This is a genomic window from Methylorubrum populi, from assembly GCA_036946625.1.
Classification (GTDB): domain Bacteria; phylum Pseudomonadota; class Alphaproteobacteria; order Rhizobiales; family Beijerinckiaceae; genus Methylobacterium; species Methylobacterium populi_C.
Genome location: JAQIIU010000002.1, coordinates 1659484 through 1683873 on the forward strand (window position 1 = coordinate 1659484; position 24390 = coordinate 1683873).

The following is a 24390-nucleotide window of genomic DNA, read 5'->3' on the forward strand; positions in this document are numbered from 1 at the left end:
CGCCCAATGACGAGCCTTCAGCGGCCCTCCTCCACCGCCTCGCAGACCAGCGGCGGCGCCTCGACGCCGCGCCAGCGGCCATAGGACCAGGGGCGGTGCCAGGCGGCGCGCTCCGGCAGGCGCTCCGGCACGAGGTCGATGCCGTGGGTGCCGAACGGGCCGCAGCGGCAGATCCGGGCGAACCCCATCCAGCCCCCGGCCCACAGGCCGTACCGCTGGATCGCCGCGTCGGTATAGGCCGAGCAGGACGGCCAGTGCCGGCACTGGCGCCCGATCACGCCCGACAGGGTGAGCTGGTAGGCGCGGATCGCCCCGTGCGCCGCCCGGCGGATCGTCACCGTCAAGCCGCCTCGGGCGCGCCGGAGCCCTTCCGGACGGCGATCTGGTCGAGGGCATCCACCACCGCGTCGAAGGTCAGCAGGGTCGAAGCGTGGCGGGCGCGGAAGTCGCGCACCGGCTCCAGGACGGAAAGGCCCGCCCATCGGCCCTCCGGCGGCGGGCCGTTCTCCTTCAGCATCGCCCGCATCCGGGCGCGGACCGCGTGCAGTTCGTCGACGGTCGCGCCGACGACGTGGCGGGCCATCAGCGAGGAGGAGGCTTGGCCGAGCGCGCAGGCCTTCACGTCGTGGGCGAAGTCGGCCACCGCGGCACCGTCCGCGTCCAGCTTGAGATCGACGGTGACGGTCGAACCGCACAACTTGGAATGGGCGGTCGCGCTGGCATCCGGTGCCGCGAGCCGTCCCAGGCGGGGGATGTCGGCGGCCAGTTCCAGGATGCGGCGGTTGTAGATGTCGTCGATCATGGCTGACGCGTCCGGACGCTGCTTCGGCAAGGTTACGGGAAGGCTTCGGCACGGCTGAAGGAGGTCCGGGGGCCGGATTTCCTTCAGCCCGATGCGCGCGCCACGCATTGCGCGACGGCACGATTGCGACGATATAGGCTCGGGATCGCCGTTCCGCGAGAATGGCACCGTCGACCCCGGTCACGCCCTGGCCCAGGATTCGGATCGCTCGAGGGCGTCGGCACTTGAGGATCTTAAGACGCCGGGACGGATCGACGATGTACGCCAAGCCCGACAGCACGACCATGAAGGCGCGTGTGGCGAAGGCCGGAGATGCCATGGATGCCGCTCTCAAATCCCTCTCTTACGGCATGAGCGACGACGAACGGCGCATGAGCGCGGTCGGTCTCGAAGCGATGCGCGGCGCCAACGATTCCCGTCCCGGCAGCACGACCAACATCGCCCCCAATATCGCCCCCTTGCCCGAATCGGCCCAGCGGGTGCCGAACGAGGTCGCGCTCGGCCGTCCGAGCCGGCAGGAGGCGGAGGCCGCCGTGCGCACGCTGCTGCGCTGGGCCGGCGACGACCCGACCCGCGAGGGGCTGATCGACACGCCCGCCCGGGTGGTGAAGGCCTACGAGCAGATCTTCGGCGGCTACCGCATGGATGCCGACGCCCTGCTGGAGCGGGTGTTCGAGGAGGTCGAGGGCTACTCCGACGCCGTGCTGGTGCGCGACATCCCGTTCTACTCCCATTGCGAGCACCACATGGTGCCGTTCATGGGGCTGGCCCACATCGCCTACTATCCCAGCAAGGGCGTGGTCGGCCTGTCGAAGCTCGCCCGCGTGGTCGATGCCTTCGCCCGCCGCCTGCAGACGCAGGAGACGATGACGGCGCAGGTCGCCGACACCATCGAGAGCATCCTCCAGCCCCGCGGCTGCGCCGTGATGGTCGAGGCCGAGCATCTCTGCATGGCGATGCGCGGCGTGCAGAAGGCCGGCGTCTCCACCATCACCACGCAGTTCCGCGGCGTCTACAGGAACGATCCGAACGAGCAGGTCCGCTTCCTGACCTTCGTGCGGAACAAGGCCTGAGGCGGCCGGACGTCCCGACCATGACCGACCGGTTCGCGTCCCCCGGCTCCCGCGCCGAGGTCGAGGAGGGCGGCGCGCTGACGCCGCGCTTCGGCCCCGACGGGCTCGTCGCCTGCATCGCCGTCGATGCGGGCGACGGGCGCGTGCTGATGCTCGCCCACATGAACGCCGAGGCGCTCGCCCGCACGCTGGAGACCGGCGAGGCGTGGTACTGGTCGCGCTCGCGCGGCGAACTCTGGCACAAGGGCGCGACCTCCGGGCAGATCCAGCGGGTCGTCGAGATGCGGGTCGATTGCGATCAGGACGCGATCCTGATCCGCGTCGCGGTCGGCGGCGACGGCGGCTGCTGCCATACCGGCCGGCGCTCCTGCTTCTACCGCGCGGTGACGCGCGATGCCGCGACCGGTACGGTCGCCCTCGTCCCCGCCGATCCGGGCCGATGAGGTTCGAGGCGCTCGGCTCCCCCGCGCCCCGCTTTCCGGAAGGGGCGGTGGAACCGGTGGTGCCGCGCTTCCGCTCTCCCCGCATCGGCCTCGCGCTCGGCGGCGGCTCCGCCCGGGGGTGGTCGCATATCGGCGTGATCGAGGCGCTGGAAGAGGCCGGGATCCATCCGGAGGTCGTGGCCGGCTGCTCCATCGGCGCGGTGGTGGGCGGCGCCTACGCCGCGGGGCGCCTCGGCACGCTCAAGGCGTTCGCGCTCTCGCTCACCCGGCGCCGGGTGGTCGGGATGCTCGACCCCCGCATCACCGGCTCGGGCCTGATCGCCGGCGAGCGCCTGCGCCGCCGCCTCTCCCGCGAACTCGAAGGCCTGCGCATCGAGGATCTGCGCCTGGCCTTCGCCAGCGTGGCGACCGAACTCGGCACCGGCCACGAGGTCTGGCTCTCCCGCGGCCCCCTGGTCGAGGCGGTGCGGGCCTCCTACGCCATCCCCGGCCTCTTCCCGCCGGTCGCCCTCGACGGGCGCCTCCTGATGGACGGCACCCTGGTGAACCCGGTGCCGGTGCGGCTCGCCCGCGAACTCGGCGCCGACCTCGTGATCTGCGTGAACCTGGCCTGCGAGACGCGCGCGCCCGCCACGGTGATCCGGCCCGAACGGGAGGGGCCGGTCCTCGCGGGGGCCGACGAGCCGGTGGAACGGGCGATCGAGCAGACGCTGGAGGCGACCGTGCGCCGCCGCGGCCGCTGGGGCCTGTTGCACGGGGCGAGCCGGCGCCTGATGGGCCGACGCCGGGCGAGCCCGCCGCGAGACCCCGCCGGGCGGCCGACGCCGGGCGTCGCCCGGGTGATGCTCGACGCCTTCAACATCACCCAGGATCGGATCTCCCGGGCGCGGCTCGCGGGCGACCCGCCCGACGTGTCGATCCGGCCGCTCCTGGCCGAGTTCGGCCAGTTCGAATTCCACCGCGCCGCCGACGGGATCGAACTCGGCCGCGAGGCGGTGCGGGCGGCGCTGCCGGAGATCCGGCGGATGATCGAGGGTGCAGCGGCCCGCAACTGATCCCAGGTTGCACGCAAGCCGATCCGATGGTCGGCTTCCCCTGCGTCCGGCGGACGCCCGCCGCGCCTTCGCGCGGGCAACCGGCGATGAGCGGGATCATCGCCGGTCGGCATGAGCCGCCGCTGCAAGCGTCCGGGCTCGCGTCAGGCCATGGTGATGTAGTCACGCATCGCCTGATGCTCGGCCTCGACCGCGGCGATGCGGCGCTTCACGACGTCGCCGATCGAGACGACGCCGACGAGGCGCCCCTCCTCCACCACCGGCAGGTGGCGGAAGCGGCCCTCGGTCATGGTCTCCATCACGGCCTCGACGGTGGTGCGCCGGCTGCAGGTCACGACCTTCTCGGTCATGTAGTGCGACACCGGCCGGTCGAGCGCCCCCACGCCTTCGGTCGCCAGGGCCCGCATCACGTCGCGCTCGGACAGGATGCCGATCACGCGGCCCTCGGCATCGCCCACGACGAGGGCGCCGATCCGCTTCTCGGCCAGCATGTGAATCGCCTCGTCCACGGTACGGTGCGGCGACACCGTGACCACGGAGCCTCCCTTCTCTGCCAGGATACGCGCAACGGTCATGAAGTCTCCTCCCTGAAAGACCGCGCCGTCAGCCCGCGGCACGGCACCGGATGCGGCCGGGTTCGGCCCCGGCTCCGTGCGGCGATTGTGTGGCGCCTTGGCTGCGCTGGCAAGCGTCAGACGCGGAGCAGGCCTTCGTGCGGAGGGGGACTCAAGAAGAAAAGTTCACCTCCACCCTGAAACGATCCGGAGAAACGGCCGAAAGTTCCTGAAAACGGCCGATCACCGGCTGGAGGTGCCACGAGATTGCGCGATAGTTCATGACGCGCACGCGCTCGGGAGGGAGCGCCGCGCCGCGAAAAGAAAGAGGCGGTCCCGACACCGGACGATCGTCATCCCGGGGCGCTGACGAGCGAGCCCGGAATGACGGCAGTGAGGGACCGGAGAGGGGCGGTCGGAGCGTCAACCCGCGTTCGGAGCCTGGTTCCGGCGCGGGTTGACGGCGATGCCGTCGCTCAGCGGCCCTCGGCCTGTCGGCGGGTGATCAGGGTACGGTTCGGCTCGGCCTCGCCCTTGTCCTGACCGAACGGGACGATGACGCGCAGCCAGCCGCGGGTCTCCTTGCCGCCGTAATTGCGCTCGGCCACGTCGCGGGTGACGTAGCCCTGCACGTTCATGAAGCCGAAATTGTAGCCGACGAGGCCACCGACCGCGATCTGGCCCTGTTGCCGGTAGCCGATCACGTTGGTCTTGAGGTCGGTCGAGCCGAAGGCCACCGGGCCGACCTGCCACTTGCCGAACTTCTTGGTCAGGGCGACGTCGAGGTTGAGGTAGTCGGGATACAGCACGCCGGTGGGCGAGCGCGGGTCGAGCATGTGGCCGTAGAGCAGGTTGGCGGTGATCGCCCAGTCGTTGGCGGCATACGTGATCGCGAAGCGGTGGCTCAGCGAGGCCGACTGCGTCAGGAAGCGGGTGTCCCAGGGAAGGTAGCCGCCGAGCAGGTAGCTGACGCCGACGCCGGCCCCGAGATCCCAGGCGAGCTGGCCCGCGAGCAGGGGCTGGCCCCAGCCGCTGTTGTAGGGGGCGCCGCGCACGCTGGAGGCGGCGATGGGCGCGACGAAGATGAACTGCACCTGCCCGCCGAGGATGGAGAAGGGGGTCGCCCACAGCAGGGTCGGCAGGTTGACGTTGCTCTCGGAGTCGAGCGGCGAGGTCTCGCGCACGCCGAAGCTCGACAGGTTCACGGCGTAGAAGCCCTTGGGGAACGGTGCGCCGAACGGCACGCCGATGGTCTGGCCGGGCTGGGCGGCCGAGGCGGCATGGGCGGCCGTGCCGCCGAAGCTCCAGGCACAGGACAGGGCGAGCCCCAGGCGGGCGACGATGGCTGCTCGATGTCTCACCGGTGTCCAATCTCCATCAGGAACGGAGCCGTCATCTGATGTTTTACGTTTAATCCGCTCTCGTTCCTGAAATCGACGGGCGGCCCTCCTTTTTTATTTCCGGCAAAGCTGCAAATGACCCGGCTGTGGCCTGGACAGCACAGCCGGCCGGCGCTCAGGGCCGCGTCCGCCCGCTCCTCCGCTCCATCAGCGGCAGCAGGAAGAAGCCGGCCGCGAACCCGCCGAGATGCGCGTCCCAGGCGATCGGGCCCTCGCTGCCCCCGAGCGGCGGGGCGAGCACGCCGAACAGCAGGTTGGTGACGAACCAGATGCCGAGGAACAGCATCGCCGGCCGGTTGCGCATCAGTTCGGGGATCGTCTGGAGCCGGGGCCGCGGCGGGAGCTGCCACGGCGCGCCGGAGACGAAGGGCGGCGGAGGCTGGAACACGAACCGGGCGGCGGCGGCCATGAGGGCCGAGATGCCGGCCGAGGCTCCCACCAGCGGCATCAGGCTGTAGCGGTCGAGCGCGAAGTGGAGCAGCGCCCCCGCCACGATGCCGGCGAGCGCCAGCACGCCGTAGCGCAGGGCGCCGTAGCGGCGGGCGACGGGCGAGCCGAAGGCGGCGAGCCACACGGCGTTGAAGATCAGATGCATCCACGAGCCGTGCAGCAGGGCGTAGGTCGCACCGCTCCAGGGCATGGCGGCGGGGTCGGCGACGAGGGAGCGGGCGAAGTCCTGGCGCGCGGCCGCCATCTCCGGCCCGCCCGCCCCCTCCCCCGCCGCCCGGACGATCTCGGTCGCCGCCGACGGATCGAACGCGGCGCTCCAGCGCGCGGGGATGAAGGCGAGGTCGAGGAGGACCGTCACGTCGAGGTCGTCCGGCAGAGCGCTGCGGACCAAGTGGATCGCGGCGAGAACCGCGATCGAGACCGTGACGATCCCCGGTAGGTTGAAGACGGGAACGCGGCCCTGCCGCGGCGGATCGGGAGAGGCATCCATGCCGCACCATGTCGATCAAGCACGCGCCGCCGCAAGGTCCAATCGGGCAAGGGCCGCGTCATCGCAGGCGGGCGTGGTGCCGCATGGCGGGCGCGATGGCCGGCCCTTCGAGCGGCCGGGAAAGGCCGTCGTTAAGGTTAAGGATAAGTTGCGCGAGCGTGGCCGTAGGCGACGGCATAGGGTGTGCGGATCTTACCGATCAAGGGCGGGATGGACGTTGCGTCTGTCCCAAGCCGACCCGAACCGAGGCCTGTTTGGACCGGGCCGTACCGATGCGGAACATCATGAAGCATCCGACCAGCCGTCAGCTTCACGCCTATTGGGACCGGCTGCGGGGCGAGCGGGCCGCGCCCGAGCGAGGCGAGATCGAACCCGGCGAGATCCGCAACCTGCTCGCCGACAGCTTCATCCTGGAGACCGAACCGGCCCGGCGCTCCGGCGCGGTGCGGCTCGCCGGCACGCGCCTGTGCGCCCTGTTCGGGCGTGAATTGCGGGGCAGTTCCTTCGTCGACCTGTGGGGTGAGCCGCAGGGACGCCCCGATCCGTCCCAGGTCGATCCATTCCAGGCGGATCCATTCCAGGCGGATCCATTCCAGGCGGATCCTTGGCGGCTCGTCGAGACGGCGGCCTGCGACACGGTGGGGATCGTGGCCGGCCTCACCGGCTTCACCGCCCGCGGCGAGCCTCTCGACCTCGAATTGCTGCTCCTTCCCCTGCGGCACCGGGGCAAGACCCAGGCGCGTCTCCTCGGCTCCCTGAGCCCTCACTGCATCCCGGCGTGGCTCGGCAGCCGCCCGATCCTGCGGGTCGAGACGATCTCGCTGCGGGTGCTCGAAGCGGCCGCGGTGGAACCGACGGCGGTGCGAAGCTTCGTGGAGGCGCTGCCCGAACCCGCCAACGACGCCCGCCCCGTCCGCTTCGGCCACCTGCTGGTCCACGAAGGGGGACGCAGCAAGGCCTAGAGGCGCGATGCCCCGATGTTCCGTCGCCGCACGACTTCGGCATGGGGCTGCGTGGGATGAACCGATTTCGCGCAAGTCTTTTGTAACCCCGCGACGGCTAGACAGGCGGTTGAACCATCGAGACTGCCGAGCCGACATGACCGAGCTTTCCCGATCCGGGATCGTCTCCCCCCCGTCTCCCGCCCGTGCCGCCGAGCAGCGTCGGCACCAGCGGGTGCGCGCGACCCTGCTCGGCCGCTACATGCTGGCCGACCGGCGCGAGTATCCCTGCCAGACCGTGGACGTGTCCCCCGGCGGTGTCCGCCTGACCTGCGCGGTCATCGGCGCGATCGGCGAGCGCGTGGTGCTGTATCTCGAACAGATCGGCCGGCTGGAGGGGGTGATCGCGCGTCATCCGCCCGGCGGCTTCGCGATGCGGATCAACGCCACTCCGCGCAAGCGCGACAAGATCGCCTCGCAACTGATGTGGCTCGCCAACCGCGAGAGCCTCGGCCTGCCCGAGGGCCGCACCCACGAGCGACTGGTGCCGAGTCAGCCGGGCGTGACCCTGCGCCTGGAGAACGGCCGGTTCATCCCCGCCCGGATCATCGACATCTCCATGTCGGGCGTGGCGCTCGCCACCGCCTCGGCCCCGCCGATCGGCACCCACCTCATGGTCGGGTCCACGCCGGGCCGGGTGGTGCGCTACTTCGAGGGCGGCATCGGCGCCCAGTTCATGCTGCCGATCTCGCCCGACCGCTTCCACGAGGGCATCACGCTTTAGGGTGGAGCGACGCGTTGCGCCGGTCGTAGGGCCCGTCCGGGAACCGGGGCATGGAGAAGCCGGCCCCCTGTCCGAGGCGGGCCATGTCCGCGCGCAACAGCCTGTCCGCCGCGACGAGCGCGCCCCGCCCGCGCCGGGCGTCGCCTCCGCCTGCGGTCGGCGCATCCGTCGCCGTCACGCTGCCGCGCAGCGGCCTCATAGGGTGCCTCACGAAACGCCCGGTCACCGGTCGTTTCCCTTCGGGCGCGGCGGCGCGGCGGGAGTTTCGCGAGAGAGACATCGCCCGCTCCCGGCGAGACTCAGGGTTTCTTCCCTCCTAACGCGGTCCCCCGCATTTGCCGCAGATCCGTGAGCCGCGATTCGCCCTCGCGCGGGTGCGGATCGGGGACCGGGCGATTCGATAAAATTGCGCGGATCGGCTTCAGCGCGGCGGAGGGGGTGCGGCGACATCCTGGCCTCGTTCGAAGGAAACGCCGCGATGCGCACCACCAGGACGGATCATCTCAAGACGGGGCTCGCGATGGGCCTGCTGGCGGTGCTGGCCTTCTGCGTCGGCCTGCTCTGCGATGGGGCCAGGGCGCAGACGACGACGCAGACGGCGACGCAGACCTTCGCCGCCCTGCCCGCGGCGGGCGCCGGCCTGACCGCCGGGGCCGAGGCGCGCCCGATCCTGGCCTGGACCGAATTCTGCCAGTCCTACCCGGCCGAATGCGCCTTCGACCGGACCGAGCCGGCCCGCATCACCCTCACTCCCGCCCTCTGGTCGACGATCGTGTCGGTCAACCGCCGGGTGAACGGGGCGATCGACCCCGTCACCGATCAGGAGCATTGGGGCCGCCCCGACCGCTGGGACCTCGCCGAGGACGGTCGCGGCGATTGCGAGGACTATCAGCTCCTCAAGCGCCGGATGCTCGCCGCCGCGGGCCTGCCCCGCCGGGCGATGCGGATGACGGTAGTGATCGACGAGAAGGGCGAGGGCCACGCCGTGCTCACCCTGATCACCGACCGCGGCGACTACATCCTCGACAACAAGACCAACACGGTGATGCCCTGGGCCCAGACCGGCTACGTCTTCATCAAGCGCGAGGGGCAGGAGACCTTGGCATGGGTTTCGCTGGGCGGAGCGAGCTCTCCCGCCACCACGGCGAACCGCTGACGCCCGGTTCGCCGCTTGGATCGCGCGCGCGGGTGGAGGAGGGTCGAGATGAACGCGACCGGTGTGGCCGCTTTGCAAGCCTGATCGAGGTTGTCTCGCCGTGGCACGGAAAAGCGACGATCCGGTTTCATCCTTTCTTCATTTTCGTATTGAGCCGGGCCCCGGCCCGTGCAAGCTTTGCCGAGAAACAGGGGCGGCAGGACGGTCGGCCATGCGGTACGCGGTGCTTCGGAGCGTCGGCGACGGATCGGCGTTCCCCCGCGGGAACGTGCGGCGGCGCCTCCGCCGGACGGCCCACCTCGCCCTGGTCGGCGCCACGCTGCTCATCGGCGGCGCCGCGGCCCCGGTCCAGCCGAGCCAGGCCCGGACCGTCGCGGGCTTGCCCGAGCCCGGCACCGCCGCCGATCCCGGCGCGCCGGCCCGGCCGGTGGCGGCCTGGAACGAATTCTGCGCCCGCTACCCGTCCGAATGCGCGGTCGATCTCTCCGAGCCCGCCCTCGTCATCCTGACGCCCGCGGTCTGGCACACGCTGACCACCGTGAACCGCCGGGTCAACGGCCGCATCAAGCCGATCACCGACATGGCCCATTGGGGCGTGGTCGACCGCTGGGACTTCCCCGACGACGGCTTCGGCGATTGCGAGGACATCCAGCTCCTCAAGCGCCGGATGCTGGCCGAGCGGCGCCTGCCCCGCCGGGCGATGCGGATGACGGTGGTGATCGACGAGATCGGCGAGGGCCACGCCGTCCTGATGGTGCGCACCGACCGGGGCGACCTGATCCTCGACAACAAGACCAACGCGGTGCTGCCCTGGCAGCGCACCGGCTACAGCTTCGTCAAGCGCGAGGGACAGGACGGCAAGGCCTGGGTCAGCCTCAACGACGGCGCCTCCCCCGTCACCACCGCCAACCGCTGATCCGGATGCGGCTTCGGGCGTTGAAGGGCATGCCGATGCCGTGCTCCGAAGACGATCCGGGCGATCCGCCCTCCCGCCGCCCCTCGCCTGCGGCCGGCGCCGAGGAGCGAACCGATACCGGCTTCCTCGCCGCTTTCCTCGCCGCCCTCCCCCTGCCCGCCCTCCTGCTCGAAGCGTCGGAGGCCGGGCTGACGATCACGCAGGCCAACCCCGCCCTGCTGGCGCTGACCGGACGCGCCGAGACCGAACTGCTCGGCCGTGAGATCGAGGCGCTCGCCTGCCGCCACGGCGACCATGCCGGCTGGCATGCCCTGCGGGAGGCGCTGGGACGCGGCGAGGCGGCGGAGGCCGAGCTGCTGTTCGCCCGCGGCGCCGCCTCGTTCTGGGGCACGATCCACCTCATGCCCATCGGAACCCTGCCCATCGAAACCTCGCCCGTCGAGACCCGGCCCGGCGCGACCGCACGCGTCCTCGGCCAGATCGTCGACGTGACGCGGCGGCGGGACGCGGAGGATGCGCTCGCCCTGTCGCGGCAGCGCGAGGCGCTCGGGCTGCTCACCAACAGCGTGGCCCACGAGTTCAACAACTTCCTGCAGATCCTGATCGGCTACATCGACGGGCTGAAGCGGCGCCTCGGCGACCGGCCCGAACCGTTCATCCAGCGGGCGGTGACCCGCTCCACCGAGGCCTCCGAGCGCGCCGCCGTGCTCACCCGCCAGCTTCTCGCCCATTCCCGGCGGATCGCCCCGGACGTGCGCCCGGTCGATCTCGGCGCCGCCGTGACGGCGGGCATCGATCGCCTGCGGCCCGGCCTGCCGCCGGGAATCCGGCTCGACCTGTCGATCCCCGACGACCTCCCGCCGGCCCTGTGCAATCCGATCCAGCTCGAACTGGGCCTGAGCCACATCCTCGCCAATGCCTGCGAGGCCATGGCCGGGCGGGGCCATATCCGCGTGGCGCTGTTCGCGATCGCGCCCGGAGACCGCTCGCTGCAGCGCCCGGAGGCCGGAGCGGTCGGCCTCACGGTCTCGGATACCGGGCACGGCCTGTCGCCGGAGATGCTGTCGCGGGCGCTCGCCCCCTTCGCCACGACGCGGGAATCCGGCCGGGGCGCGGGGCTCGCCATCGTCCACGGCCTGATGAAGCGCCAGAACGGCACGATCTCCATCGAGAGCCGGCCCGGCGAGGGGGCGAGCGTACGCCTCGTCTTCCCCGCCGCCCGCTGATCCTTTGCGAGCCACGCGCGAGACGACGGCGGCCGGCGGGAAATTCGCCGGGACCGATGAAAAAGTCGAGCTTGTGAAAAAGTCGAGCTTGGACGGGCCTAAAAAGGCGCCTCGAACGTCACCATCTTGAAAGGGGCATCCTGCCCTCTTGGTGACCGAGGTTCTTTCGATGGCTTCCTCCCCCGCGCGCCGTCGGCGCGTCGTGACCCTCCTCGCGCTCGCGGCCGCGCTGGCCGTGGCGGCGCCCGCCGTCGATGCGCGGCCGGGCGGCGGCGGTGGCATGGGCTCGCGCGGCTCGAAGACCTTCAGCGCGCCGCCCGGCACCGCGACCTCCCCCGGCGCGATGGGCCCGATCCAGCGCTCGCAGACGAGCCCAAGTTCCGGCTTCAACAATCCCGGCATGGCCGGTCCGAACCAGGGTCGGCGCTTCGGCGGCGGCTTCCTCGGCGGCATGCTCGGCGCGGGCCTGCTCGGCGCCCTGCTGGGTGCGGGCTTCGCCGGGGGCCTCGGCGGCATCGGCTCGTTCCTCGGCCTGATCTTCCAGATCGGCCTGATCGCCTTCCTCGTGATGCTGGCGGTGCGCTTCTTCCGCCGCCGCCAGGAGGGTCAGCCCGCCATGGCCGGCAACGGCGGTCACGCCCGCTCGGGCCTGCCGCAAGGTGGGACGAACCCGATGGGCGGCGGTGCCCGGCCGCAACCGGTCCAGGTCCAGCCGGCCGACTTCCAGGTCTTCGAGCGCTCGCTCACCGAGATCCAGGGCGCCTATGGCCGCGAGGACGTCGCCACCCTGCGCCGCCTCGCGACGCCGGAGATGGTCGGCTACTTCGAGGAGGAGCTGCGCGCCAACGCCGCCCGCGGCGTGGTCAACCGCATCTCGGACGTGAAGCTGCTGCAGGGCGACCTGTCGGAGGCGTGGCGCGAGGGCCCCGTCGAGTTCGCCACCGTGGCCATGCGCTTCTCCCTGCGCGACGAGGTGTTCGAGCGCGCCGGCAACCGCCACGTCGAGAACGGCCCGCAGGAGGCCAAGGAGTTCTGGACCTTCGTGCGCGAGCCGGGCGGCCCGTGGCTGCTCTCGGCGATCCAGCAGGGGCGCTGAGTTTTTCCGATGCTCAAAAAGAAGGGGCGTCCGGTAAAAGCCGGACGCCCCTTCTTTCATGACTGATACCGCTTCTGATCGATCGCTTCGGGTTTGGCCCCACTCCGTCGTCGCGAGCGGCCGCGAAGCGATCCAGGGCGCGACAGGTCCGGAAAGGGCGCGCCCTGGATCGCCACGGCTTCGCCTCGCAAGGACGCAGGACAGGCCGAACGCATCAACCGGATGGCGTATGAAACGCTCCTCACGTCATCGCGAGGCGAAGCCGGAGTCAATCCAGTGCTCGGCGCTTCAAGGTAAAACGCCGGAGCGTTTCCGTTCTTTCATATCGATCGCGCTCATGACGTCGAACATTGCGCCGCTGGATGGCTTCGCTGCGCTCGCAATGACGAGCGTGATCCGATAAAGATCACTCCGTCAGCGAGCGGGCCTCTTCCGGCAGCATGATCGGGATGCCGTCGCGGATCGGGTAGGCGAGCTTGGCGGAGCGGCTGATCAGTTCCTCGCGGGCGGAGTCGTATTCCAGCGGTTCCTTGGTCAGCGGGCAGACCAGCAGTTCGAGCAGGCGGGGATCGACCCGGGTCGCTTCGACGGGCGGGGTGGCGGTGTCGGCCATGTCTTCTTGCTTTCCGTAGGTCGGCTCCCGACCGCGCGGACGGTCGGGAGCGTTGAGAAACTATTGCAGCGTCGGCTCGGAGCCGCTGGCGCGGACGAGCTCCATCTCGGTGACCGCGACCAGCACCTCGGCCCGGGTCTTGAGGTCGGCGGCCTCCAGCATCGCCTGCTTCTCGCGCACCCCGAACGGGCTCATCATGCACAAGGCGTTGACGAGCGCCTCGTTCGGCGCTTCCTCGATGCCGGCCCAGTCGACCTGGAGGTCGTTGGCCTCGATGAAGTTGCGCAAGGCGCGCAGCACGTCCGCGCGGTCCACCGCCTCCTCCCCGGCCCGCGGCTCGAAGTCCCGGGCGAAGGCGTCGTAGGACACTTGGCAGCGGCGATAGGCGGTGGTGACGGCGAGTTCGCTCTCGACCCGGAATCGGCTGACACCGGTGAGCGAGATCAGATAGCGCCCGTCACCGGTCTCGGCGAACTGGCTGATCCGCCCGGCGCAGCCGACCCGGTAGAGCCGCGGCGCCAGCGGCGAACCGCCCCCGTCCGCGTCCGGCTGGATCATGCCGATGATCCGCTCGGAGCGCAGCGCGTCGTCCACCATGGCGAGGTAGCGCGGCTCGAAGATGTTGAGCGGCATCTGTCCCCGCGGCAGGAGCAGCGCCCCCGGCAGCGGGAAGACCGGGATGAGGGCGGGACAATCCGCCGGCGACTTGAACCCCGGCTGCGTGCTCATGCGCGGCTCTCCTGCTGAGGGCGGGTGCGCGCGACGCCCCGTCCGGCGGCGGCGCTCGCGGCCCCGCTCACGAGAACAGCAGCGTCGAGAGCTGCCGGCGCCCGCGGATCGCGGCCGGGTCCATCAGGCCCCAGGCCTCGAAGAACTGGAGCAGTTGCTTGCGCGCGGCATCCTCGTTCCAGCTCCGGTCGGCCCGGGCGATGGCCACGAGCTGATCGACCGCCTCGTCGCGCTTTCCGGCCCCGTTGAGGCCGAGCGCGAGGTCGAAACGGGCCTGGAAGTCGTTTGCGTCGGCTTCGATCCGCCTCCGCAACCCGGCAAGGTCGCCCAGGCTCCCGGCCTGCTCGGCGAGTTCGAGCGCGGCGCGCACGCCCGCGAGCAGCGGATCGTCGGCCTTGGCTGCGGGGACCATGGCGAGAACCTGCCTGGCGTTCTCGGTCTCACCGAGTTCGAGCCGGGTCTTGGCCAGTCCGGCGATGGCCTTCAGGTTCGCCGGCTCCTCGCGCAGCACGGCGCCGTAGAGTTCGGCGGCCGAGGCGAGGTCGCCGGCGGAGGCGACCGCCGCGGCCTCCTCCAGCACCTGATCGATCTCGGAGGGGCCGGCGAGGCGGTCGACGAAGGCGCGTACCTCGGATTCCGGCACGGCGCCCATGAAGGCGTCGGCGGGCCGGCCGCGGTCGATCGCGATCACAGCGGGGATCGATTGCAGGCCGAGCTGCTGGCCGATCTGCTGCCAGACGCCCGGATGCTCGTCGATGTTGAGCTTGGCGAGCTTCACCCGGCCGCCCGCCGCCCGCACCACCTTCTCCAGCACCGGGGTGAGCTGCTTGCAGGGGCCGCACCAGGGCGCCCAGAAATCGACGATCACCGGCTGGTTCATCGATTCGGCGATGACGTCCTGCCGGAACCCCGCCGTGGTGGTGTCCTTGATGAGGCCGTCGGCGGCGGGTGCGCCGGCGGCGGCATTGGCATCGAGCATGGAGCCCTCGGGAATCGTGTAAGAACACGCGTGCGCGTGCGTTGCACCGGGCCCGTTACATGGGGCCTGACGCCGCGCCTGACCAGACGTTTTCCGACTCTCGTGGCTCTCCGGGGCCGATCCGGGCTCAGGGCCTGGCCGGGGCGGCCGCACCGTCCTTCGGGGCGCCCTTGTCAGGTTGAGCTCCCGACTTGGCATCGGTGACGAACACGCCCGCATAGGTCTTGCCCTGCGAGGTCGCCTCGCAGGCGATCATGGTCTTGCCGGGCTCCGGCGAGGAGAACTTGCAGGAGCCGACCGCCGGGGCGGGATTGCGCACGATCCCCTCCTTGTTCCTCATCCCCGGCACCACGAGGCTGATCGGCTGGAGCGGCTCGGTCTCCCCGGTCTGCTCGTGCTGCGCGCCCGAGCCGCCGAAGCTCAGGGTCTGGCCGTCCCAGGCGGCGAAATCGAAGCTGGTGCGCCCGCGCGCGACCGAGTTGACGAGCTGTTCCTTGCAGTTCCGGGTGATGTCGAGACCGCCGATCACCAGCTTCTCGCATTGTCCGGTCAAGTGCATCTCGGCCTGCTGGGCCGAGGCCGGACGAGAGGCCGGGCTTACGGCGAGCAGGCCGAGGAGCGCGAGAAGGCGCGCGCGCGAGCGGGTCGTCATGGCGTGAGGTTCTCTGAGCGAGCACGGCGTCACGTATATGCCCGCCTTGGCTTCATTCGCCAGGGTCCGCGCGGCCGGCGGCAACCGATACCGTTTCCGATCGATCGCTTCGGGTTTGGCTTACCCTCCGTCCTCGCGAGCGGCCGCGAAGCGATCCAGGGCGCGACAGGTCCGGAAAGGCCGCGCCCCGGATGGCCACGGCTTCGCCCCGCAAGGACGTGAGGACAGGCCGAACGCATCGACCGGATGGCGCATCAGGCCGGCAAGAAACCAGGGCGCTTACTGCTCCAGCAGGCGCCGGGCGATGACCTGGGCCTGGATCTCGGCGGCCCCCTCGAAGATCGAGAGGATGCGCGCGTCGCACAGCACGCGGCTGATCGGGTATTCCAGCGCGAAGCCGTTGCCGCCATGGATCTGCAGGGCGTTGTCGGCCGCCGCCCAGGCGACGCGGGCGCCGAGCAGCTTGGCCATGCCGGCCTCGAGATCGCAGCGCTTGCCCTCGTCCTTCTCGCGGGCGGAGAAGTAGGTGAGCTGGCGGGCGATGTTGATCTCCACGGCCATCATCGCGAGCTTGTCGGCCACCCGCGGGAACTCGACCAGCGCCTTGCCGAACTGCACCCGCTCCTCGGCGTAGCGCAGGCCGATGTCGAGGGCCGACTGGGCCACGCCGATGGCGCGGGCCGCGGTCTGGATGCGGGCGGATTCGAAGGTCTGCATGAGCTGGGCGAAGCCCTTGCCCTCGACCTCGCCGAGCAGGTTGGCGGCTGGCACGGCGAAGCCCTCGAAGGAGAGTTCGTACTCCTTCATGCCGCGATAGCCGAGCACCTCGATCTCGCCGCCGGACAGGCCCTCGACCGGGAAGGGGTTTTCGTCGTCGCCGCGCGGCTTCTCGGCGATCAGCATCGAGAGGCCGCGGTGGCCCTTCTCTTCCGGCTTGGTGCGCACCAGCACGGTCATGATGTCGGCGCGCACGGGGTGGGTGATCCAGGTCTTGTTGCCCGTGATCCTCCACACCTCGCCGTCCTTCACCGCCTTGGTGCGCAAGCTGGCGAGGTCGGAGCCGGTGTTCGGCTCGGTGAAGACGGCGGTCGGCAGGATCTCGCCGCTCGCGATCCGCGGCAGGAAGCGGTTCTTCTGCTCCTCGGTGCCGCCGCACAGGATCAGCTCGGCGGCGATCTCCGAGCGGGTGCCGAGCGAGCCGACGCCGATATAGGCGCGCGACAGTTCCTCCGAGACCACGCACATCGCGGCCTTGGGCATGCCCATGCCGCCGTATTCCTCGGGAATGGTGAGGCCGAACACGCCGAGTTCCGCCATCTTCTCGATGATCGACATCGGGATGTAGGCGTTCTCGCGGTGCCAAGCCTGCGCCTGCTCCACCACCTCGGCCTTGCCGAAGCGGCGCATCTCGGTGCGGATCGCCTCCATGTCCGCGTCGAGGCCCGAGGCGCCGATGGTGGCCGCGCCCGAGGTCGCCGCCTCGCGGATCCTGGCCACCAGCGCGGCGCGGTTGGCCGGCGTGTTGCCCTCGGCGATCGCCGCGTCGATGGCCGGCGTGCGCAAGGACGCGAGTTCGGCGGCGGTGAAGCCGAGCGCAGTCGGGCGCACCATCTCGCCCTGGCTCATCGGGATGCCGCCGAACATCTGGTCGAGATACTCGCCGACGCCGATCTTCACGAGCAGCGCCTCGGTCTCGCCGAAGCTGCCCTCGCCCTGGAGCCGCTCGGCGTAGCCGGCGAGTTCGCGCACCGCCTCGCCGTAGGTGGCGAGCCAGGACAGGCCGTGGGCGGCGTGCTGCTCCCGCTCCAGCGCGCCCGCATCGAGCTTGCCCCCGGGGCCCGTCACCCGCGCCTTCACGCGGGCGGTGGCCTCGGCGACGAGGGCCTTGGCGCCCGCGGCGGCGTCCTTGGCCAGGGCGACGAAATCCTTCGGGTCGTTGGCGGGCTGGACGGCGGGGGAAGCGGCCATGTCGGACTCTCTTCTACCAAAACGGTCGGATGGTTCCTTTATAGCCGGGACCGCCGACACAATAGCGGTTTCTCGTCGCCGCATCCCCCGTCTTCAGGCTGAATTCATCATGCGCCTCACCGCCTTGCGCCGGCCCGAGGCCCGCTCGCCAGGCCGACGCCGGCGGCCGCCACCGCCATGCCGGCGATCTGCACCGGGGTCAGCGCCTCGCCGAACATCGCGTAGGCGATCGCCGCGGAGACCGGCGGCACGAGGAAGAGCAGCGAGGCGACGCCGGCCACCGCCCCGCGCCGGATCAGCGCCAGCAGCAGCAGGATGCCGCCGACCGAGTTGACGAGGACCGACCACGCCATGCCGAGGCCGAGCGGCAGGCTCGGGCTCAGATGGATCTCCCCGGCAACGAGCGCGAGCGGGACCGCGAAGGCGGTGCCGCCGACGAATTGCAGGCAGGCATTGGTGACGAGGTCGGCGCCCGCCCCCTTCCGCTTCTGCCAGAGGGTGCCGGCGGTCATCGCCAGCATGGCGGCGAGCGAGACGGCGAGGGCATCCGGCGGGATGCCGGCGGCATCGACCGCCCCGAGCTTCGGCCCGAGCACCAGCCCCGTCCCGAGGAAGCCGAGCCCGATGCCGGCCCAGCGCCGCTTCCCCACCCGCTCGCCGAGCAGCGGCTGCGACACGGCCGCCGTCAGCAGCGGCTGAAGGCTGCCGACCAGCGCCGCGATGCCGGAGGGCAAGCCGCGATGCACCGACCAGAACACCCCGGCCACGTAGATGCCCTGCATCATCACGCCCGCGACCATGCCGTCGCGCCAGCCGGCGGCGCTCCTCGGCCAGCGGGCGCCCAGGGCGAGCGCGAGGCCCGCCAGCACCCCCGCCACCAGGGGGAGGCGGAGCGCCACGAAGGCGAGCGGATCGGCGTAGGGCGCGACGTAGCGCGCGGCGACGAAGCCGCTCGCCCAGATCAGCACGAAGGCGGCGGGGATCAGGCTGGAGACGAGGGTCGGCATGGTGCCCGCCAGGCAGCACGCGGCCGACCTGAAGGCAATCGCGGAAACCTGAGGGCGGCCATGCTCTCCCAGCCCCCGCGATTGACGCGCCCGCCCCGATGGCCCGTATGGAACGGCCCGCCTCGACTCAGCCGCAGAAACCGCCACCGCCCTTGAGCCGATCTCGAAAAATCCTCGACGTGGCCGGCCTCGCCGCGCAGCGCTTCGTCGCCCATGACGGCTGGGCGATCGCGAGCCACATCGCGCTGTCGATGCTGACCTCGCTGTTCCCGTTCCTGATCCTGCTCGCGGCGCTGGCCGGCCTGATCGGCACCAAGTCGCTGGCGGACGAGGCCGGCACGCTGATCTTCGACGCGGTGCCGCGGGAGGTGGCCAAGCCCATCGTCGGCGAGGTGCACCGCCTGCTCACCGAGCAGCGCGGCGGGGTGCTGACGATCGGCGCCCTGCTCGCGCTCTACTTCTCCTCCTCGGGCGTCGAGTCGCTGCGGGTCGGGCTCAATCGCGCCTACGGCATCCGCGAGATGCGGCCCTGGTGGCTCACCCGGCTCGAATCGATCGGCTACGTCGTCTGCGGCGCCTTCGCGATGCTGGCCTTCGCCCTGCTCGTGGTGCTCGGCCCCCTGATCTGGCGCCAGCTCGTCTTCGTGGCGCCGGGGCTGGAACCGCTGGGGCTCACCGTCGCCATCGGGCGCATCGGCGTGACCGCCTTCCTGATCGCGCTGGTGCTGGTGATCGCCCACAAGTTCGTGGCCGCCGGGCGGCGGCCGGTGCTGTCGGTGCTGCCGGGCATCGCCGTGACGCTGTGCCTGTGGTTCCTGGCCGGCCTCGGCTTCGGCTTCTACCTCGACCGCTTCTCGAACGCCTACGCCTCGACCTACGGGGGGCTGGCCACAGCGATGATCTTTCTGGTGTTCCTCTACTGGCTCGCGGCGATGTTCCTGTTCGGCGGCGAGGTGAACGGCACGGTCATCGCGGCACGGCGCCGACGCCTTCAGGCGCGGATGCGGGCGCGGCAGGCGGAGGCGGCGCGGGTGACGGCAAATCCCCTTGCGTGAGTTTCCGCTCGCGGGCGAGGTCCGCGAGGCGCTCGATGCGGATGCCGTGCGGCGGCACGTCGATCACGAAACGCTCCGCCATCTCGCCGAGGACGAAATCCGGCCGGACCGCTTCGAGGATGTGCCAGTCGATCCCCGTCGACCACAGGAAATGCACCTCGCGAAACGTGTCGGCGAAGAGCGCGGTCAGCGTCGCGACCGGGCTGTGGGCGGTGTGCTGGGCGAAAGAATCGCCGAAGATCACGAGGCGGCGCGGGTCGGCGAGCGGGTCGTCGTTGCGGAACACGGCATGCGTGCCGAGATGGGCGTCGCCGCCGCGCCCGAGCGCTTCCATCTCGCGCAGGAGGCCGTTGGCGTGGGTGCGCCGGGCCCCGCTCGCGAGGGTGGTGCCCGCCGCGCGTTCCGTGCGCGGGGGCTCGAACTTGCGGCCGAGATCGCCCGAGAACGTCTCTTCCGTCCGGTCGCGCCGGACGTCCCAGTCATCGCGCGGGGGCACCCCCATCCGCGACAGGATCGTCCGATAGGCGAGGACGCAGCCCTCGAAGGTCCAGTGGGTGTCGGTGCGCAGGTAGAGCGGCGGGCCGTCCCTCGCGGCCCGAAAGGCGCCGGCGAGATCGACCCAGGCGCGGGCACTCGGCGAGGCGGTGAGCCAGCGGGCGAGCCGCAGGGCGGGCGCGCGGGCGGGGTCGAAGGCGAGGCCTTCGGCGCGTTCGGGATAGACGGTGAGCTTTTCCGGCGCCAGAGCGTGGAGGTAGGTCGCGCCGAGCCGGGCGCAGCGGCGCACCCGGGTCTCGACGATCCGCCGCCAGCGCCACAGCGTCCGGCGCGAGACGCCCGGCCGGCCGTACTGCTCCAGCACCCGGTTGTTGCCGCGGATCAGGAACAGCCAGCCGTCCCGGCCCTCGTACACGTCGGCGGCCGGATCGGGGGCGGGGGTCATCGGGGGGTTCTAGCGAGACCAACGGCCCGGGGACAGTCCGCCGTAAAGCCCCTCTCCCGCAGAGGGGAGAGGGCGTTGAGGCGCGGGTCCTATCCGCCGAACAGCCGCTTGAGACCGGCGAGCAGGCCGCCGCCGCGGGCCCGTTCGGGCTGCGTCGCCGCGGATGCGGCCGGCACGGAGGCCTTGGCCGAGGCGGCGACGGTCTGGACGAGGCCGAGTGCCGCCGTGTCCGTGGTCTCCCGGTCGATCAGGATCAGGCTGCCGGTGTCGCGGTTCTCGACGTAAGGGTCGACGGCGATCTGCCGGTCGAGGGTCAGCGTCACGTCGCCGATATCGTTGACCGCGAGCCTTTCCGCCGGGCCGGCCTGCCCGGTCTCCGGATCGATCCGGCAACGGACCGCCTTCACCGTGGCGTTCACGGTCTGCGTGCCGACCTTCGCCCAGAGGCCGGCGCCCGGAGCGAGTTCGGTCTCCGCGGCCCAGAACAGGCGCACGTCGAGGCTGTCGGTGAGCGTCAGCGGCGCGTCCGAGGCCGCGATCACGGCGCCGCGCGAGGCGTCGATCTCGTCCGCCAGCACGAGCGTGACCGATTGGCCCTCGCTCGCCCGCTCCAGATCGCCGTCACGGGTGAAGATGCGGGCGACGGTCGAGCTCTTGCCCGAGGGGGCGACGGTCACGGCGTCGCCGGGCGCGACCGAACCGCTGGCGATCAGCCCGGCAAACCCGCGGAAATCCGGGTTCGGGCGGTTCACCCACTGCACCGGCATGCGGAAGGCGGCGGCGCGCTCCTCCGGCTTCACCGGCACCTCTTCGAGGTAGCGCAGCAGCGGAACGCCATCGTACCACGCGGCGGCGGTGCCCGGCAGCACGACGTTGTCGCCGTTCTTGGCCGAGAGCGGGATCGCGCGCACCTCGGAGAAATTCAGCGGCGCGGCGAAGGCCTGGAAGCCGGAGACGATGGCATCGAACCTGTCCTGCGACCAGCCGACGAGATCCATCTTGTTGATGGCCAGGACCACCCGGTGGATGCCCAGCAGCGAGACCAGCAGCGCGTGGCGCCGGGTCTGGCGGGTGAGCCCGTGGCGGGCATCGACCAGGATCACGGCGGCGTCGGCCGTCGAGGCGCCGGTCGCCATGTTGCGGGTGTACTGCTCGTGGCCGGGGGTGTCGGCGACGATGAAGGAGCGCCGGTCGGTCGAGAAGAAGCGGTAGGCGACGTCGATGGTGATGCCCTGCTCGCGCTCGGCCTGGAGGCCGTCGACCAGCAGCGCGAGATCGACCTCGCCCCCTTGGGTGCCGTGCTTGCGCGAGTCGCGCTGGAGCGCCGTCACCTGATCGTCGAAGATCTGCTTGGTGTCGTGCAGCAGCCGCCCGATCAGGGTGGACTTGCCGTCATCGACCGAGCCGCAGGTGATGAAGCGCAAGACCTCCTTCGACTGGTGCTTGCGCAGGAAGGCTTCGTAGCCGAACGCTTCCGGCGACTGATGGATCGTCATCAGAAGTAGCCCTCCTGCTTCTTGCGCTCCATGGCGCCGGCGCCGTCCTTGTCGATGACCCGGCCCTGGCGCTCCGAGGTGCGGGCGGCGAGCGTCTCGCCGATGATCTCCGGCAGGGTCGCGGCCGGGCTCTCGACCGCTCCGGTCAGCGGGTAGCAGCCGAGCGTGCGGAACCGGACTTTTCGCAGTTCCGGGGTCTCGCCGGCTTCCAGCGGCAGCCGGTCGTCGTCCACCATGATGAGCTGGCCGTCGCGGTTCACGACGGGGCGCTCGGCGGCGAAGTAGAGCGGGACGATCGGAATATTTTCCTGCTCGATGTAGAGCCAGATGTCGAGCTCGGTCCAGTTCGAGAGCGGGAACACGCGGAAGGACTCGCCGCGCCGCTTCTTGAAGTTGTAGAGGTGCCACGGCTCGGCGCGCTGGCGCTTCGGGTCCCAGCGGTGCTGCGCGTTGCGGAGAGAGACGATGCGCTCCTTGGCGCGGCTCGCCTCCTCGTCGCGGCGCGCGCCGCCGAAGGCCGCGTCGAACCTGTGCTTGTCGAGGGCCTGCCGCAGGGCCTGCGTCTTCATCACGTCGGTGTGCACCTCCGAGCCGTGGCTGATCGGGCCGATGCCCTTGGCGAGCCCGTCCTGGTTGGTGTGGACGATGAGTTCGAGGCCGAGTTCCTTCGTGCGCCGGTCGCGGAAGGCGATCATCTCGCGGAACTTCCAGGTCGTGTCGATGTGCATCAGGGGGAACGGCAGGCGCCCGGGCGCGAACGCCTTCAGGGCGAGATGCAGCAATACGGAAGAATCCTTGCCGATCGAGTAGAGCATCACCGGGTTCTCGGCCTCGGCGACCGCCTCCCGGAAGATGTGGATGCTCTCGGCCTCCAGACGCTGGAGATGCGTCAGGCGGGTGCGCGCGGGCGCGGCGACAGCGGCGCTCATCAGACCAGTTCCCTTCTCTGTTCGCGTGCGATCGCGGCGCTCGCCGGCTCCTCGAAGGCGGCGGCTTCCTGTCCGGGTGCCACGTCGCCTTCCGGCCTGTGCAGGTGCAGGCCGCATTCCTTCCTGGATTCCTGCTCCCACCACCAGCGGCCGGCGCGCTCGTCCTCGCCGATCTTCACGGCGCGGGTGCAGGGGGCGCAGCCGATGGAGGGGAAGCCGCGGTCGTGCAGCACGTTGTAGGGGATGAAGTTGTCGCGCACGAAGCGATCGACGTCGGCCCGCGACCAGTCGGCGAGCGGGTTGACCTTGATCAGGCCGCGGCCCTCGTCGGCCTCCGCCAGCGGCGTGTCGGCCCGGTTGGCGGACTGTCCGGCGCGCAAGCCCGTGAACCACGCCGCCGCGCCGTCGAGCGCCCGGCTCAACGGCTCGACCTTGCGGACGCCGCAGCAGGCCTGCCGCGCGGCGACCGAGTGGCGGAAGCCGTTGATGCCCTCCGCCGCGACGAACGCCTCCTCGGCCGTCCGCTCCGGCGCGTAGGCGCGAATGCGGATGCCGTAGGCGGCCTCCGTCTCGGTCCAGACGTCGTAGGTCTCGGGGAAGAGCCGACCGGTATCGAGGGTGACGATCTCGGTGCGGCCCTTATGCAAGGCGAGCGCGTGGGTCAGCGCCTGATCCTCGATGCCGAGGCTGGTGGTGAAGACGAGCCGGCCCGGGATGCGGCCCTCCACGAGGCGGATGCGCCCCGCGAGATCCAGCCCCGCCATCTGGCTGGCGAGGTCCCCGGCCGCCCGGACGAGGGCAGCGGTCATGTGCGTAAAATCGATTTGCCTGCTTGTCGGAGTTCTGAAATGTTCGCTATAACGAACGCTGTCAAGGCGTCGGAGCCGCCGCGCACGCAATCCTCTGCTGCGGCGCGAACGAGGCGGCAACGGCTGCGGCAGCGGATCGTTGCCCACGTATGAAAAATTCTTCTCGGCGGAGCCTGCCGGCCGCCAGGGTCGTGCCGGCGGCCCGGCCCACCGAGAGACACCCTCGCCACCCCTTTCGGAGAGGCCCCCTTGGACTCGATCGACCTGAAGATCCTCGCGCTCCTGCAGAAGGACGCCACGCTCTCCATCGCCGCCATCGGCGAGCAGGTCGGGCTGTCGCAGACCCCGTGCTGGAAGCGGATTCAACGGCTCGAAGCGGATGGCGTCATCGACCGGCGCGTCGCCGTGCTCGATCCGGTGAAGCTCGGGCTCGGGCTCACCGTGTTCGTCTCGATCGAGACCGCCGACCACTCCAAGGACTGGCTGGAGCGCTTCGCCGACCGCATCTCCGCGATGCCGGAGGTTCTGGAATTCTACCGCATGGCCGGCGACGTCGATTACATGCTGCGCGTGGTCGTGGCCGACATGGCCGCCTACGACACCTTCTACAAGAACCTGATCGCGACCCTGCCTCTCAAGAACGTGACCTCGCGGTTTGCCATGGAGAAGGTCAAATCGACCACGGCCCTGCCCCTGCCGGCCCCGCCGCCGCGGGGGCGCGCGGAGCCGCGTCTCGCCGTGGTCGGGGAATGATCTTCTTTTTCGCGGCGCAACAACGAACAATCTCTTCTCTGTCGTGGGCGTTCTTTAAAACGGACATTTCTCCG

26 protein-coding genes are annotated in these 24390 nt (G+C 70.8%); 11 read left to right on the forward strand and 15 right to left on the reverse strand.

Features of this window, described 5'->3' with window-relative positions; translation table 11 throughout:
* Nucleotides 1-17: 17 nt before the first annotated feature.
* Both yidD and PGN25_09780 read right to left on the reverse strand, forming a co-directional pair.
* Complete coding sequence (gene yidD, locus PGN25_09775; GenBank protein ID MEH3117861.1) at nt 18-338, reverse strand: membrane protein insertion efficiency factor YidD; 321 nt, start codon at nt 336-338, stop codon at nt 18-20.
* Nucleotides 339-340: 2 nt separating this feature from the next.
* Nucleotides 341-802, reverse strand: coding sequence for an iron-sulfur cluster assembly scaffold protein (locus tag PGN25_09780; GenBank protein ID MEH3117862.1), 462 nt, complete (start codon nt 800-802; stop codon nt 341-343).
* A gap of 257 nt (nt 803-1059) precedes the next feature.
* Here PGN25_09780 and folE point away from each other — a divergent pair, with 257 nt between their 5' ends.
* Genes folE through PGN25_09795 form a run of 3 tightly spaced genes read left to right on the forward strand, consistent with a single transcriptional unit; the run spans nt 1060 to nt 3373 of the window.
* Complete coding sequence (gene folE, locus PGN25_09785) at nt 1060-1875, forward strand: GTP cyclohydrolase I FolE (GenBank protein ID MEH3117863.1); 816 nt, start codon at nt 1060-1062, stop codon at nt 1873-1875.
* 20 nt (nt 1876-1895) lie between these two features.
* Nucleotides 1896-2318, forward strand: coding sequence for a phosphoribosyl-AMP cyclohydrolase (gene hisI / locus PGN25_09790; GenBank protein MEH3117864.1), 423 nt, complete (start codon nt 1896-1898; stop codon nt 2316-2318).
* Complete coding sequence (locus PGN25_09795; protein ID MEH3117865.1) at nt 2315-3373, forward strand: patatin-like phospholipase family protein; 1059 nt, start codon at nt 2315-2317, stop codon at nt 3371-3373. The genes hisI and PGN25_09795 overlap by 4 nt, the downstream gene beginning before the upstream one ends.
* Nucleotides 3374-3516: 143 nt before the next feature.
* Here PGN25_09795 and PGN25_09800 read toward each other — a convergent pair whose 3' ends face one another.
* From PGN25_09800 to PGN25_09810, 3 genes are all read right to left on the reverse strand, one after another.
* Nucleotides 3517-3948: a CBS domain-containing protein gene (locus tag PGN25_09800; protein ID MEH3117866.1), complete on the reverse strand. Its 432-nt coding sequence runs from the start codon at nt 3946-3948 to the stop codon at nt 3517-3519.
* Nucleotides 3949-4403: 455 nt separating this feature from the next.
* Nucleotides 4404-5288, reverse strand: a complete 885-nt coding sequence (locus PGN25_09805) for a transporter (protein MEH3117867.1) — start codon at nt 5286-5288, stop codon at nt 4404-4406.
* A 154-nt stretch (nt 5289-5442) separates the two neighbouring features.
* Nucleotides 5443-6267, reverse strand: coding sequence for a rhomboid family intramembrane serine protease (locus PGN25_09810; GenBank protein ID MEH3117868.1), 825 nt, complete (start codon nt 6265-6267; stop codon nt 5443-5445).
* A 284-nt stretch (nt 6268-6551) separates the two neighbouring features.
* On the opposite strand from PGN25_09810, the gene PGN25_09815 reads away from it, so the two are divergent.
* The 6 genes from PGN25_09815 to PGN25_09840 all read left to right on the forward strand — a co-directional run bounded on the left by PGN25_09815 (nt 6552) and on the right by PGN25_09840 (nt 12386).
* A complete protein-coding gene (locus tag PGN25_09815) occupies nt 6552-7229 on the forward strand; it encodes a PAS domain-containing protein (GenBank protein MEH3117869.1) in 678 nt (225 codons plus the stop codon).
* A 136-nt stretch (nt 7230-7365) separates the two neighbouring features.
* The gene (locus PGN25_09820) at nt 7366-7992 is read left to right on the forward strand and encodes a PilZ domain-containing protein (protein ID MEH3117870.1); all 627 of its coding nucleotides are present in this window, start codon (nt 7366-7368) and stop codon (nt 7990-7992) included.
* 478 nt (nt 7993-8470) lie between these two features.
* Complete coding sequence (locus tag PGN25_09825) at nt 8471-9148, forward strand: transglutaminase-like cysteine peptidase (GenBank protein MEH3117871.1); 678 nt, start codon at nt 8471-8473, stop codon at nt 9146-9148.
* Nucleotides 9149-9359: 211 nt separating this feature from the next.
* A complete protein-coding gene (locus PGN25_09830) occupies nt 9360-10064 on the forward strand; it encodes a transglutaminase-like cysteine peptidase (GenBank protein MEH3117872.1) in 705 nt (234 codons plus the stop codon).
* 35 nt (nt 10065-10099) lie between these two features.
* Nucleotides 10100-11290, forward strand: a complete 1191-nt coding sequence (locus tag PGN25_09835) for an ATP-binding protein (GenBank protein ID MEH3117873.1) — start codon at nt 10100-10102, stop codon at nt 11288-11290.
* A gap of 169 nt (nt 11291-11459) precedes the next feature.
* Nucleotides 11460-12386 carry a TIM44-like domain-containing protein gene (locus PGN25_09840; protein ID MEH3117874.1) on the forward strand — a complete coding sequence of 309 codons (927 nt, stop codon included), beginning with the start codon at nt 11460-11462 and terminating at the stop codon, nt 12384-12386.
* Between the two features lie 406 nt (nt 12387-12792).
* Here PGN25_09840 and PGN25_09845 read toward each other — a convergent pair whose 3' ends face one another.
* From PGN25_09845 to PGN25_09870, 6 genes are all read right to left on the reverse strand, one after another.
* Nucleotides 12793-12999 (reverse strand): Trm112 family protein, encoded by a 207-nt coding sequence (locus tag PGN25_09845; GenBank protein ID MEH3117875.1) that lies wholly within the window; start codon nt 12997-12999, stop codon nt 12793-12795.
* Nucleotides 13000-13059: 60 nt separating this feature from the next.
* A complete protein-coding gene (locus tag PGN25_09850; protein ID MEH3117876.1) occupies nt 13060-13728 on the reverse strand; it encodes an LON peptidase substrate-binding domain-containing protein in 669 nt (222 codons plus the stop codon).
* A 67-nt stretch (nt 13729-13795) separates the two neighbouring features.
* Nucleotides 13796-14707 carry a co-chaperone YbbN gene (locus PGN25_09855; GenBank protein MEH3117877.1) on the reverse strand — a complete coding sequence of 304 codons (912 nt, stop codon included), beginning with the start codon at nt 14705-14707 and terminating at the stop codon, nt 13796-13798.
* Between the two features lie 127 nt (nt 14708-14834).
* On the reverse strand, nt 14835-15359 hold the full coding sequence (locus PGN25_09860) for a hypothetical protein (GenBank protein ID MEH3117878.1): 525 nt from the start codon (nt 15357-15359) through the stop codon (nt 14835-14837).
* A gap of 279 nt (nt 15360-15638) precedes the next feature.
* Complete coding sequence (locus PGN25_09865) at nt 15639-17327, reverse strand: acyl-CoA dehydrogenase family protein (protein MEH3117879.1); 1689 nt, start codon at nt 17325-17327, stop codon at nt 15639-15641.
* 116 nt (nt 17328-17443) lie between these two features.
* Nucleotides 17444-18334 carry a DMT family transporter gene (locus tag PGN25_09870; protein ID MEH3117880.1) on the reverse strand — a complete coding sequence of 297 codons (891 nt, stop codon included), beginning with the start codon at nt 18332-18334 and terminating at the stop codon, nt 17444-17446.
* A 107-nt stretch (nt 18335-18441) separates the two neighbouring features.
* Between PGN25_09870 and PGN25_09875 the strand changes: the two genes are divergently transcribed.
* Nucleotides 18442-19389 carry a YihY/virulence factor BrkB family protein gene (locus PGN25_09875; protein ID MEH3117881.1) on the forward strand — a complete coding sequence of 316 codons (948 nt, stop codon included), beginning with the start codon at nt 18442-18444 and terminating at the stop codon, nt 19387-19389.
* On the opposite strand, the gene PGN25_09880 is transcribed toward PGN25_09875, so the two are convergent.
* The 4 genes from PGN25_09880 to PGN25_09895 all read right to left on the reverse strand — a co-directional run bounded on the left by PGN25_09880 (nt 19301) and on the right by PGN25_09895 (nt 23563).
* Nucleotides 19301-20329, reverse strand: coding sequence for a hypothetical protein (locus PGN25_09880; protein MEH3117882.1), 1029 nt, complete (start codon nt 20327-20329; stop codon nt 19301-19303). The two genes, PGN25_09875 and PGN25_09880, sit on opposite strands and share 89 nt — an antisense overlap.
* A gap of 89 nt (nt 20330-20418) precedes the next feature.
* A complete protein-coding gene (gene cysN, locus PGN25_09885; protein MEH3117883.1) occupies nt 20419-21825 on the reverse strand; it encodes a sulfate adenylyltransferase subunit CysN in 1407 nt (468 codons plus the stop codon).
* Nucleotides 21825-22754: a sulfate adenylyltransferase subunit CysD gene (cysD, locus tag PGN25_09890; protein MEH3117884.1), complete on the reverse strand. Its 930-nt coding sequence runs from the start codon at nt 22752-22754 to the stop codon at nt 21825-21827. Before cysD ends, cysN begins: the two co-directional genes overlap by 1 nt.
* Nucleotides 22754-23563: a phosphoadenylyl-sulfate reductase gene (locus tag PGN25_09895; protein ID MEH3117885.1), complete on the reverse strand. Its 810-nt coding sequence runs from the start codon at nt 23561-23563 to the stop codon at nt 22754-22756. The genes cysD and PGN25_09895 overlap by 1 nt, the downstream gene beginning before the upstream one ends.
* Nucleotides 23564-23812: 249 nt before the next feature.
* Between PGN25_09895 and PGN25_09900 the strand changes: the two genes are divergently transcribed.
* Entirely contained in the window at nt 23813-24316 is a 504-nt protein-coding gene (locus tag PGN25_09900; protein MEH3117886.1) for an Lrp/AsnC family transcriptional regulator, read from the forward strand.
* Nucleotides 24317-24390 lie beyond the last annotated feature (74 nt).

Coding starts and splice junctions, on each gene's coding strand:
- PGN25_09780 (MEH3117862.1), bottom strand. CDS start 802: ATGATCGACGACATCTACAACCGCCGCATCCTGGAACTGGCCGCCGAC.
- folE (MEH3117863.1), top strand. CDS start 1,060: ATGTACGCCAAGCCCGACAGCACGACCATGAAGGCGCGTGTGGCGAAG.
- hisI (MEH3117864.1), top strand. CDS start 1,896: ATGACCGACCGGTTCGCGTCCCCCGGCTCCCGCGCCGAGGTCGAGGAG.
- PGN25_09795 (MEH3117865.1), top strand. CDS start 2,315: ATGAGGTTCGAGGCGCTCGGCTCCCCCGCGCCCCGCTTTCCGGAAGGG.
- PGN25_09800 (MEH3117866.1), bottom strand. CDS start 3,948: ATGACCGTTGCGCGTATCCTGGCAGAGAAGGGAGGCTCCGTGGTCACG.
- PGN25_09810 (MEH3117868.1), bottom strand. CDS start 6,267: ATGGATGCCTCTCCCGATCCGCCGCGGCAGGGCCGCGTTCCCGTCTTC.
- PGN25_09815 (MEH3117869.1), top strand. CDS start 6,552: ATGAAGCATCCGACCAGCCGTCAGCTTCACGCCTATTGGGACCGGCTG.
- PGN25_09820 (MEH3117870.1), top strand. CDS start 7,366: ATGACCGAGCTTTCCCGATCCGGGATCGTCTCCCCCCCGTCTCCCGCC.
- PGN25_09825 (MEH3117871.1), top strand. CDS start 8,471: ATGCGCACCACCAGGACGGATCATCTCAAGACGGGGCTCGCGATGGGC.
- PGN25_09830 (MEH3117872.1), top strand. CDS start 9,360: ATGCGGTACGCGGTGCTTCGGAGCGTCGGCGACGGATCGGCGTTCCCC.
- PGN25_09835 (MEH3117873.1), top strand. CDS start 10,100: ATGCCGTGCTCCGAAGACGATCCGGGCGATCCGCCCTCCCGCCGCCCC.
- PGN25_09840 (MEH3117874.1), top strand. CDS start 11,460: ATGGCTTCCTCCCCCGCGCGCCGTCGGCGCGTCGTGACCCTCCTCGCG.
- PGN25_09845 (MEH3117875.1), bottom strand. CDS start 12,999: ATGGCCGACACCGCCACCCCGCCCGTCGAAGCGACCCGGGTCGATCCC.
- PGN25_09850 (MEH3117876.1), bottom strand. CDS start 13,728: ATGAGCACGCAGCCGGGGTTCAAGTCGCCGGCGGATTGTCCCGCCCTC.
- PGN25_09855 (MEH3117877.1), bottom strand. CDS start 14,707: ATGCTCGATGCCAATGCCGCCGCCGGCGCACCCGCCGCCGACGGCCTC.
- PGN25_09860 (MEH3117878.1), bottom strand. CDS start 15,359: ATGACGACCCGCTCGCGCGCGCGCCTTCTCGCGCTCCTCGGCCTGCTC.
- PGN25_09865 (MEH3117879.1), bottom strand. CDS start 17,327: ATGGCCGCTTCCCCCGCCGTCCAGCCCGCCAACGACCCGAAGGATTTC.
- PGN25_09870 (MEH3117880.1), bottom strand. CDS start 18,334: ATGCCGACCCTCGTCTCCAGCCTGATCCCCGCCGCCTTCGTGCTGATC.
- PGN25_09875 (MEH3117881.1), top strand. CDS start 18,442: ATGGAACGGCCCGCCTCGACTCAGCCGCAGAAACCGCCACCGCCCTTG.
- PGN25_09880 (MEH3117882.1), bottom strand. CDS start 20,329: ATGACCCCCGCCCCCGATCCGGCCGCCGACGTGTACGAGGGCCGGGAC.
- cysN (MEH3117883.1), bottom strand. CDS start 21,825: ATGACGATCCATCAGTCGCCGGAAGCGTTCGGCTACGAAGCCTTCCTG.
- cysD (MEH3117884.1), bottom strand. CDS start 22,754: ATGAGCGCCGCTGTCGCCGCGCCCGCGCGCACCCGCCTGACGCATCTC.
- PGN25_09895 (MEH3117885.1), bottom strand. CDS start 23,563: ATGACCGCTGCCCTCGTCCGGGCGGCCGGGGACCTCGCCAGCCAGATG.